This window comes from Colwellia sp. E150_009, assembly GCF_053543955.1.
Genome location: NZ_JBHFOM010000031.1, coordinates 41246 through 52070, shown reverse-complemented (window position 1 = coordinate 52070; position 10825 = coordinate 41246). Strand labels below are relative to the sequence as shown.

The 10825-nt window shown below is 36.3% G+C and carries 9 protein-coding genes and 3 tRNA genes; 5 read left to right on the top strand and 7 right to left on the bottom strand.

Annotated elements, in window-relative coordinates:
• Positions 1–109 precede the first annotated feature (109 nt).
• The 3 genes from ACE1OF_RS13645 to ACE1OF_RS13635 form a co-directional block, all read right to left on the bottom strand.
• A tRNA-Asp gene (locus ACE1OF_RS13645) sits at positions 110–186 on the bottom strand.
• A 74-nt stretch (positions 187–260) separates the two neighbouring features.
• Positions 261–337, bottom strand: a tRNA-Asp gene (locus tag ACE1OF_RS13640).
• A 41-nt stretch (positions 338–378) separates the two neighbouring features.
• A tRNA-Val gene (locus ACE1OF_RS13635) sits at positions 379–454 on the bottom strand.
• Positions 455–747: 293 nt separating this feature from the next.
• Here ACE1OF_RS13635 and gltX point away from each other — a divergent pair.
• From gltX to ACE1OF_RS13615, 4 genes are all read left to right on the top strand, one after another.
• Positions 748–2160: a glutamate--tRNA ligase gene (gene gltX, locus ACE1OF_RS13630; protein WP_448895194.1), complete on the top strand. Its 1413-nt coding sequence runs from the start codon at positions 748–750 to the stop codon at positions 2158–2160.
• A gap of 36 nt (positions 2161–2196) precedes the next feature.
• Entirely contained in the window at positions 2197–3546 is a 1350-nt protein-coding gene (locus ACE1OF_RS13625) for a DEAD/DEAH box helicase (protein WP_448895193.1), read from the top strand.
• Between the two features lie 1001 nt (positions 3547–4547).
• Positions 4548–5411, top strand: a complete 864-nt coding sequence (locus ACE1OF_RS13620; protein WP_448895192.1) for an AraC family transcriptional regulator — start codon at positions 4548–4550, stop codon at positions 5409–5411.
• 23 nt (positions 5412–5434) lie between these two features.
• Positions 5435–6811, top strand: a complete 1377-nt coding sequence (locus tag ACE1OF_RS13615; protein WP_448895191.1) for an MATE family efflux transporter — start codon at positions 5435–5437, stop codon at positions 6809–6811.
• A 179-nt stretch (positions 6812–6990) separates the two neighbouring features.
• Here ACE1OF_RS13615 and ACE1OF_RS13610 read toward each other — a convergent pair whose 3' ends face one another.
• The 3 genes from ACE1OF_RS13610 to ACE1OF_RS13600 form a co-directional block, all read right to left on the bottom strand.
• Positions 6991–7644, bottom strand: coding sequence for a hypothetical protein (locus ACE1OF_RS13610; protein ID WP_448895190.1), 654 nt, complete (start codon positions 7642–7644; stop codon positions 6991–6993).
• A 251-nt stretch (positions 7645–7895) separates the two neighbouring features.
• Positions 7896–8498, bottom strand: a complete 603-nt coding sequence (locus ACE1OF_RS13605) for a DNA-J related domain-containing protein (protein ID WP_448895189.1) — start codon at positions 8496–8498, stop codon at positions 7896–7898.
• A gap of 89 nt (positions 8499–8587) precedes the next feature.
• Positions 8588–8887 carry an ArsR/SmtB family transcription factor gene (locus tag ACE1OF_RS13600; RefSeq protein WP_448895188.1) on the bottom strand — a complete coding sequence of 100 codons (300 nt, stop codon included), beginning with the start codon at positions 8885–8887 and terminating at the stop codon, positions 8588–8590.
• A gap of 122 nt (positions 8888–9009) precedes the next feature.
• Between ACE1OF_RS13600 and ACE1OF_RS13595 the strand changes: the two genes are divergently transcribed.
• Positions 9010–9924, top strand: a complete 915-nt coding sequence (locus ACE1OF_RS13595) for a permease (protein ID WP_448895187.1) — start codon at positions 9010–9012, stop codon at positions 9922–9924.
• Positions 9925–9962: 38 nt separating this feature from the next.
• Here ACE1OF_RS13595 and ACE1OF_RS13590 read toward each other — a convergent pair whose 3' ends face one another.
• Positions 9963–10820 carry a 23S rRNA (adenine(2030)-N(6))-methyltransferase RlmJ gene (locus tag ACE1OF_RS13590; RefSeq protein WP_448895186.1) on the bottom strand — a complete coding sequence of 286 codons (858 nt, stop codon included), beginning with the start codon at positions 10818–10820 and terminating at the stop codon, positions 9963–9965.
• Between the last annotated feature and the right edge of the window lie 5 nt (positions 10821–10825).

Genomic DNA, 10825 nt, shown 5'->3' with positions numbered 1-10825 from the left:
CCGGTATTCTAACCAACTGAACTACCACTCCGCAAAATCTTGCTTAATATTGAGTTTTACTTTATTTTTATTAAATATAGCACGGTACTCTAACCGTTATAGATATAAGTGGCGGAGTGGACGGGACTCGAACCCGCGACCCCCGGCGTGACAGGCCGGTATTCTAACCAACTGAACTACCACTCCGCAGTATATATCTAATTTCGAGTTTAGCACAAAAATCAGTGAACGGGACTCGAGCCCGTTTCAATAAATATAAGTGGCGGAGTGGACGGGACTCGAACCCGCGACCCCCGGCGTGACAGGCCGGTATTCTAACCAACTGAACTACCACTCCGCAGTATATATTTACCTAAGAGACCAACATATTTTAAAATATGGTGGACGATACTGGGCTTGAACCAGTGACCCCCGCCTTGTAAGGGCGGTGCTCTCCCAACTGAGCTAATCGTCCGTCTCTGTGGGGGCGTATTATAGGCAGATCCAAAAAGCTGTCAACATAAAAGCTATTAAAATTACTAATTTTTTTCAAATTAGTGCTTGTTTGATTTTTTTTTGTGCATAACGGTGTTTTTGTCGACATTAGATTTTAAAAACAATCACAATATTCATGATTAGTTGTAAACAAGTCTTGTTAAAAGGTGAATTAAGGCAAGCACAATGATAAAATGCCGCCAATTTCTAGACTTATTTGTGTACTAGGCTGTGTTTTATATATTTGCCTAGTTTTTTGATATTGAGAATTTTATGACTTTAACTACTCGTTTTGCTCCTAGTCCTACTGGATATTTACACGTTGGTGGCGCACGTACCGCCTTATATAGTTGGCTTTATGCTAAAAAAAATGGCGGTGATTTTATTCTTCGCATTGAAGATACTGATATAGAGCGTTCAACCCAAGCTTCTGTCGATGCCATTATGGATGGTATGAATTGGTTAAATTTAGAATGGACACACGGCCCTTATTTTCAAACTAAACGTTTTGACCGCTATAAAGAAGTTATAGCGCAATTACTTGAATCTGGTCATGCTTATCGCTGTTATAGTACAGCGGAAGAAGTTGATGCGATGCGTGAGGAAGCTAAAGCGAAAGGTGAAATAGAAAAGTATAATGGTTTATGGCGTGAACGCACAGACTATCCAACCGACAAGCCCTTTGTTATTCGTTTTAAAAACCCACTTGATGGTGAGGTGGTAATTAAAGATATGGTTAAAGGTGACATTACTATAAGTAATACACAACTAGATGATTTAATTATTGCTCGTTCTGATGGTACACCAACATATAACTTAACTGTCGTAGTAGACGATTGGGATATGAAAGTAACCCACGTTGTTCGCGGAGACGATCATATATCTAACACGCCAAAACAAATTAATATTCTTGCTGCATTAGGTGCAGATATTCCTGAATATGCTCATATTCCTATGATTTTGGGCGATGATGGCAAACGTTTATCTAAACGCCACGGTGCGGTAAGTGTTATGCAATATCGCGATGATGGTTATTTACCTGAAGCCTTACTAAATTATTTAGTGCGTTTGGGGTGGTCACATGGCGACAAAGAGATTTTTTCTCGTGAAGAAATGATTGAACTATTTGATTTAAAAGATTGTAATCGTGCCCCTTCAGGTTTTAACACCGACAAACTGATTTGGGTGAATCAGCATTACATGAAAACAATGGATCCCGAGTATGTGGCGCAACACCTTGCGTGGCATATGAAAGATCAAGGTATAAATACTGACAATGGTCCTGCGTTGGCTGATATTGTTAGTATTCAAGCAGACAGAGTGAAAACTTTAAAAGAAATGGCAGAAATTTCACGTTATTTTTATGAAGATTTTTCTGAATTTGATCCAAAAGCAGTGAAAAAACATTTACGCCCTGTTGTAAAAGAACCGCTTATTTTGGTTAAATCAAAATTAGCCGCATTAATAAGCTGGGAACCTGCACCAATTCATGAGGCAATTAACGCGACAGCTGAAGAACTAGAGGTAGGTATGGGTAAAGTGGGTATGCCATTACGTGTTGCAACCACAGGGGGAGGTAATTCACCCTCACTTGACATTACGTTAGCACTGCTTAGTAAAGACAAAGTGCTTGAACGTATTGATTTAGCTTTAGCATTGCTTGAAGCACGTATTGCGGCTAATTAATGAATTGCTTTGCAGAGAATAATTTGGGAGAAATAAGTGCAATTTAGTGATTTTGGCTTAGAAAGTCGTTTAATGAGTACGGTAGAGCATTTAGGCTTTAGCGAGCCTACTGAAATTCAGCAACAAGCAATACCAGCTGCAATGCAAGGGCATGACTTGATTGCCTCATCAAAAACAGGCTCGGGCAAAACATTGGCATTTATTATTCCTGCCATTCAGAGGTTAAGTAAAAATAGAGCCTTGTCTAAGCGAGATCCACGTGTGGTTATTTTAACGCCAACACGAGAATTGGCTAAACAAGTCTTTAGCCAATTGCGTTTATTTACCGCTAACACGCAATTTAAGGCTGTGCTTATTTTAGGAGGCGAAAATTTTAATGATCAAGTTAATGTGTTAGAAAAAGACCCTCATTTTATTGTAGCTACCCCTGGGCGTTTGGCTGATCATTTAACGCAAGGTCATTTTTATTTAAATGGTTTGGAATTGCTAATTCTAGATGAAGCAGACCGTATGCTTGATTTAGGTTTTGAAAAAGAATTAAGCCAAATTAACAAAGCTGCTGACCACCGTAAACGTCAAACCTTGCTATTTTCGGCTACTTTAGAGCACGCACAAGTAAATGAATTTGCGCAAGAATTGTTAAAAAAACCAAAACGTATTGCTATTGGTGGAGCTTTTACTGAGCATAATGATATAACTAAACGTTTTTATTTAGCAGATAATCTTGACCACAAAGAGGCATTGTTAGCGCACTTTTTAACAAGTGAAACGTATCAGCAAGTGATTATCTTCACAGCAACGCGCAGTGATACTGAACGTTTAGCTAACTTGCTTACTAGTAAAAAATTTAATGCCGTAGCGTTAAGTGGCGAGTTAAATCAAGGCCAACGTAATCAGATAATGGAAGGTTTTAGTAAAGGCCACCATAAAATATTGGTAACGACAGATTTAGCTTCCCGTGGTTTAGACTTAGTGAATGTATCTTTGGTTATTAATTTTGATATGCCAAAACATACAGAAGAGTTTATTCATCGTATTGGTCGTACGGGTAGGGCAGGAAGCAAAGGTGACGCTATTGCCTTTGTTGGCCCTAAAGATTGGTTAAGTTTTAAAAATGTTGAAGGATTAATAGAGCAAACCGTTAAATTTGATCAAGTTGACGGCTTGAAAGCTAAGTTTAAAGGGGTAAAACCTAAAAAGGATAAAACGAAAGCGGTTACGGCTAACGTGAATAAAGCGTCTAAAATACAAGCGCCTAAAATGAAGAAAACCACTAAAAAGGTATTTCATGCGGCTAAAGATGTTGGCGACATGCCGATAATAAAACGCAAAAACACATTGCCAGCAACGCAAATTGAAGACAGTGATATAGATGAAGTGGATTAATGGTTACCGAAAAATACTGGTAGCGTGTAGTAGCTTATACTTTCGTTGATTATAAAGTTACCTTGTGAATCTTTAAAGATATTATCTAATCAGGGAATCTAATTAGGGAATCTAATCAGGCCATCCACGATAAATCTAAGTAATAACGTACGTTAATTAGGTTGTTTTTTTATTAAAATAATTCACATCATGAGCAGGTAAATGGCTCGGTTACCCGTTTTCTTACGTGTAATGTCACTTTTTCTGAATTTTAGATGAGTGGGTGTTGTGGCATTATCGAAATATCCACTTTTCTTTGTTTTATTGTTTAGTAAAATTAGTCGCAATTCCAACAGGCTTTGGCATTTTTGCTATGCCGTGCGTGCGCTTTAAGCACACACGCTCACTAAATTCACTTAATAAAAGTTATTATGGGTGGCCTGATTTTAATTTCTGAAACTTCATTAGGACAAGAAGTTGTCTTAGATTTAAAGTTTATTCAAGGTAAGTGTAAAGGCAAGACAATAATATCGAAGCGGTTGTGATGATTGAGCTATTTGCTGCTGATTTATCAGGGTCATATTTTCATGTTGGCATTCATTCCAATAGCACCACAGCATTTATCTTTGCTATTTAAGCGCATTAGCAAGAGTATGTATCTCCCAAAGTAAATAAATTAGGTTTATAAAAAGTAGATAGGTCCATTTTAAAAGAGCTTAAAGTATACAAGTTATGTGTTTTTTTATAGTAAGTGTTCAAGGTGTTAATCGAGTCGAGTTATTCTAAGTGGCTGGTTTGTCGCTTGAGCGGACATTAAGCTTGAGCATCCTAAAGACAATTTTAAGCAAATTTATTATATATTTGTTCATTATTTCGATTGACCAAAAAATTAACTCATTAGCAATCTCAATCAATACTTTTTTATTACAACATATAAAATCATCTTTAGATTAATTAATTCAAATTACGTAAATAACTAAATATTAATACAATTAATGAAACAACGGGGTAAGTTTTTGCAAATGAGTAATTACGAACAAAATATTATTAGGGTGTGTGATTACATTAATCAGAATCTTGATGATGATTTAACGTTAGATATGTTAAGTGAGGTGTCGGGTTTTTCTAAATATCACTTTCACCGTATTTTTTCGGCTTATACCGGGCTTAATCTAATTAAGTTTATTCAGATGTCACGACTAAAACGCGCGTCTTTTAGGCTAGTATTTAAAGCGGAAATAAAAATTATCGACATCGCTTTTGAAGCTGGATTTGAAAGTGCTGAAGCGTTTTCAAGAGCCTTTAAGCGCGAGTTTGGACAAAGTCCTTCCGAATTTAGAAAATCCCCTGAGTGGCTTAACTGGCATGATAAAATAGATATATTAAGCATACAGTTAACTGAAGCGATAGATAACAAAATGGATGTAAGAGTTGTTAATTTTGAAGAACAAAAAGTTGCGGCATTGGCGCATTACGGTGACCCTAAACTTCACTACCAAACATCGATGAGGTTTATTGCTTGGCGCAAAGCAACCAAGTTATCACCAATCAAAACTAGCAATACTTATGGGATTCCTTATTCTGATCCGAACATAGTAAAAGCAGAAGATTTTCATTTTGACCTCTGCGGCGCAGTACAAGCAGACATTCCAGAAAATGAATATGGTGTGGTAAATCAAGTTATCCCAGCAGGGCGTTGTGCGGTTGTTCGTGATATTGGTAATCGCGATGACTTAAAAAAAGGCGTTTATTATTTATATGAACAATGGTTGCCAACAAGTGGTGAACAATGCCGAGATTTTCCCGTGTTTTTTCATTATGTGAATTTTGTTCATGACGTGCCTGAACATGAAGTGATCACAGATATTTACTTGCCAATTAAATAGTTTTATCCATTAGGAATTAAAGAATGCCCCACGCTAATAATATGTTTCTTGTCGGTTCGTTACCGTCTGTCTTTATAAAAACCGCCGCACCTATTATTTTAATGATGTTGGTCAATGGTTCGTTTTCATTGGTTGATGCTTACTTTCTTGGTGAATATGTTGGCGCACATGCTCTTGCAGCCGTTACCTCAGTATTTCCTGCTTTTATGCTACTGGTGGCCTTATCAAGTTGGGTTTCCGCTGGCTTTTCAAGTGTGATGGCAAGGTTGTTGGGAGCCAATAGAAAAGATGAAGCTATCTCGGCTTACGGTCAAGCGATAACATTATCTATGTTTGTTTGTATGGTGTTAATTTTATTGTTTTTAGTGGGCGGTGAGCAACTGGTATTGTTTGTTAATAATGGCTCAGTAAACTTGTCGGGTATGAGTTATGATTATTTATCATTAATGATATATTTTTCACCATTATTATTTATTCTTACCATTAATAGCGATAGTTTGCGTTGTGAAGGACAGATGTCTTTTATGGCGGTTGTACCTTTGTTCTCGGTATTTTTTAATATTGTGTTCAATTACATTTTTATTGCGATGCTTAATTGGGGCGTGGTCGGTTCTGTTTATGGTACTTTGCTGGCTCAAGCCTTATCCCTGTGTACTGTGTTTCTATTTCGCCGTTACAGTAAAACTGCCTTAAAGGTTGCTATTGTACGCTTTACTACTAATCGTAAGCTATGGTTAGACTTTTTAGCCTTAGGTGCACCGACGAGTTTGTCTTATGTTGGTGTCGCACTTTCTTCTGCTTTTATTTTATATAACTTACAAATTTGGAGTAATGAAAACTACAGCATGATTGTGGCGGCTTATGGCATTATTACTCGAATTATGACCTTTATTTTTCTTCCTTTGCTGGGCTTGAGCATGGCGTTTCAAACTATTTTAGGCAATAACATTGGCGCTAAAGAATGGTTAAGAGCAAACAGCGCAATTAAAATCGCCATCATTATTGCGTTTATTTATTGTATATTTTGCCAGTTGTTTGTTTTGCTACTTAAAAATCAATTAGGCGGTGTGTTTGTTAACGACATACATGTTAATGCCGAAGTAGCGCGTATTTTACCTATTATGTCATCGGCCTTATTTTTATTAGGTCCGTTAATGATGGTTGGTGTTGTATTCCAAGCTATGGGGGATGCCAAACGAGCCGCTATTTTACGATTGGCAAAAGTATATATTTTCACTTTACCATTGATTTTTATACTGCCAATGTTGTTTGCCGAAATAGGCATTTGGTTAGCAGGCCCAAGCGCAGAATTTTTAGCGCTGTTACTGACCATTACTGTTTTGTTTCAACGCCGCCAAAAATCAGGGAATCCTTTTGGTTTGTTTTTTTTACATAAATAAAAATACCATTCGTATATACCCAAACCACCTCAAGATGCAATATTCAGCTGAAATTAGAAACGAGCACCTTGAGGTGGTTTGGGTATAACTCTTTCAACTTGATATTTCATAAAAATTAACTATTTATTTTTTTTAATTTAATTTCTGCTTTGTCGCTTGAGTTCAATCGGAAAAGCAGATTACTCATCGCTATACCCCCAAGGCGCAGCAGGTGGCGTAATTGGTTTGGTTAGGTCAAAGTCTACTCTAAATTCACGTCCTTCTCGAATCATGCGGTAGGTGAATTTTTCAGGGTAAATAAACATTTGCCACGTATTACCATTTGATTGTGGAATACCTTGTTTTACAAACAGTTCTTTTGAATATTGATCAACTGGAAAAGATTGCACTCGCTCCCAACCTGCATCCAAGGTGTGGCCACCATACATAGTTGATTTATCGTAACTTCCATCTACTTGACGATGATCGTGCTTTAAAGAAATACCAGAGTTTGTTTTAGTTAAAATCCACGTGCGTGAGGCATCGTTCCCAACATGAAATGGAATTTGCAGCTGACGGTCAGTACATCTTCGTACATGCATTACTAATTTTTTATTAGCAAAGCTGTCGCCACTGGCATTGTCGACTGTAACTTTACCCTGATACGCTTTGCCGCAGTGCTTTTTAAAATGTTCGAAATAAGCATCATGGGTTGAAATAGAAACTTGCGGAGCTGGCAAAACAACGGCCTTGCCATCAGCGGTATTTGTGCCAGCACTAACCGTTACACTAATACTTAAAATAGCCGCGCCAATCGGGCCAATAATAGGGCTTGATAAAATAGAAGTTTTCATGACAATTCTTTTATATTTAATAGGCGATAACCACTGATATTATCAGCTTTTGGATAGCATACACAATATGCTTGCGTATGCTCAGATTATCCATCGATTTACAAAGCAATAAATGTGATTGCCAACTATTTTATAAAGTAGCATCATATCTAAGTATTATCGGTTTCGCGCTTTATTGAAATTGCTAGTTAATTGTTAAGTGGTTGATAAATATTATGAAGTTAAATATCTATACCGATATAGGTTATGCGTTAAAAAATCTTATCTAAAACTGATTTAGCTGCGCGGATTTCTTTAAATCGTTCAACGCATCCCCCTTTGTCAGGATGATGCTTTTGAGCAAGACGCAAATATTGAGCTTTAATCATTTTTGCATCAGCATCATTTGGCAAGGCTAAAATTTCAAGTGCCTCTTTTTTATTGTCTTGTGCAATATATTGTTGCCAAAATGATTTTAGCAGATCCGTTATTTCTTCTTCTTGTGTATCAAAATAATGTTTTGCATTGAGATAATAACGTTCGAGGGGATCTTTGGTTTCAAGCGCTGTTTTAACATTATTATTGTTTGACGTGGAGTTGTTTAATGCAACTCGCTGAATTTGCACTGATTGAATAATTAACGTGAATTTATTCGAAAGCTGGTACTGTTTTTTTAAATGGTAGAGTGCATGCATGCAAAGAAAGTGGGCGCTAAATAAGTCTTTTGTATTTGCTAAGTTAAAATGGTGAAAAGGCATAATTTTTTTATCTTGTAAATGCTTAATTATTTGGTGTTCATTACATAAAGGGTACTCAGATAAAAATTTTGTTAATTCATCAAGTATTGAGGTTAAATAAGGGTTTAATGTTTGCATGTAGATAGCCTACCTAAATTTTAAGCTTGGCCTAATGAAATTTATAAAATAAAATGCTTGCCTGTATCTTAACACATTAAGCATTTGTTTTATCGTTCTGACTGTTCATCAATACAACACTCATCTTGTAGAAAATCGATAACAGTGAGTAATTTTTTATATTCTACAACACAATAAAGAGTACGTCCTTCACGTCTTTGTTTAATTAATCCAACTGAGGCTAGCTTAGAGATATGATGTGATAAGGTAGAGGCAGGAATTTTTAATTCTTCTTGTACTGCACCGACAGAAATGCCTTGTTCGCCTGCTTTAACTAAACGTTTAAAGATTGCTAACCTAGTTGGGTGACCTAATTCTTTTAATATGTTAGCAACCAGTTTTACTTCCACTATACTTTCCAAAAAATGGTTTATTTTATTTATTATTCGATAATACTCGAAATGTTTTGACATCGATACATTTTTCTTTATAATTCGATAAATCTAGAAATATGGAATCTTAAGAAATTACAATGAATATCACTCAAAATATGGTGTTTGACACATTAAATATGTTTGCATTTTTGGCTGTAGAGTTAACTCTACTCTTTTTACTTATTAGTTATATCGTAGGTGTACTTCAGCTATATATTCCACCGAATAAAATTGAAAATATATTGAGTAGCAAAAATGGTAAGGGGTATATTATTGCTGTTTTTCTTGGTGCAATAACCCCTTTTTGTTCTTGTTCTACCATTCCTTTTTTAAAAGGATTACTTAGAGCGAAAGCAGGCTTTGGTACTATGATGGTATTTTTATTTGCTAGCCCATTACTTAACCCAATTATTGTGGGGTTATTTTTTGTTACGTTTGGTTTTAAAGTGACAGCATTTTATTTTGCTATTGCTACAGGGGTTTCGATTGTGGCAGGCTATTTATTAGAAATATTAGGGTTTGCGCAATACGTTAAACCTGAATCTTACATAGCTCCTGAACCAAAAGGCTGTGCGAGTACTTGTGGTAAAGCTCCTTTGCCTAAAAGTAAGTGGCTTACAATTTGGAATAGCACGTGGGCAGATTTTAAAAATGTTTTACCTTATCTCATTGGTGGTATTGCTTTAGGGTCAATAATTTATGGTTTTATGCCAACAGAATTTGTAGCAAATGTAGCTAGCGACTCTAATCCGTATGCAGTGCCAGTTGCTGCGGTTATTGGTATTCCATTGTATATTAGGGCAGAAGCTGTTATCCCATTAAGTGCTGCATTAGCAGCTAAAGGTATGGGACTTGGTGCTGTTATGGCATTGATTATAGGTAGTGCAGGGGCAAGTTTAACGGAAGTTATATTACTTAAGTCTATTTTTAAAAATCAAATGATTGCTGCTTTTCTTTTCGTCATATTATCGATGGCAATGGGGGCAGGTTATTTATATTCCTACCTTTTTTGATTCTGATGTATTAGCTATTTTAGAATGAGTAAATTTGATTACTCTGCAATTAACTGGGTAATAGTGAAATAAGTTTCACTATTACCTAACATCTCTTTTAAATAAGGCAGTACTTCTGTCATTTGCTTTGATAATTGCCAAGGTGGATTAACAATAAACAACCCTGTGCCTGTCATACCATATTCATTGGTATCTGGTGATAAACAAAACTCAAGTTGTAAAAGGTTTTTAACATTACTATGAATGAACGCTTGCTCCATAGTATTTACTTGTTCCCGCTTAACAACGGGATACCAAAGTATGTAAGTTCCCGTAGCAAACTTTTTATAGGCTTTCACAATAGTATCTACGGCTTTGTAATAATCTTCTTTAAGTTCATACGGTGGGTCTATTAATACAACACCACGACGATTAGGAGGGGGTAATAACCCTAAGATGCCTTGATAACCATCACTTTGTTTAACAAAAACCTTCTTCCAGCGGTAACAAAAATCGTTTAAATGTTGAATATCAGTTGGATGTAATTCAAATAAATGCGTGCTGTCTTGGCGGCGCATAAAACGTTTGGCGATACCAGGTGAACCAGGATAAATATCGAGTTTGTTAGTGTCGTTTGTGCTGTTAGTAGGATTTAATTCTTTGATTAAATTCACGTAAGGCTGCAATGCTTCAGGAAGGTTTGATTCATTAACTAATTTAGCAATACCGTCTTTGTATTCTCCTGTTTTTTGAGAATATTCATCTTGTAGCTGATACATACCAGCACCAGAATGGCTATCTATATAATGAAAGCCTTTTTCTTTACGGCACATATAGTCAAGCACAAGTGTTAATACACTGTGTTTTAGTACATCAGCAAAGTTGCCTGCATGAAAGGCGTGACGGTAACTTAACAAAGATA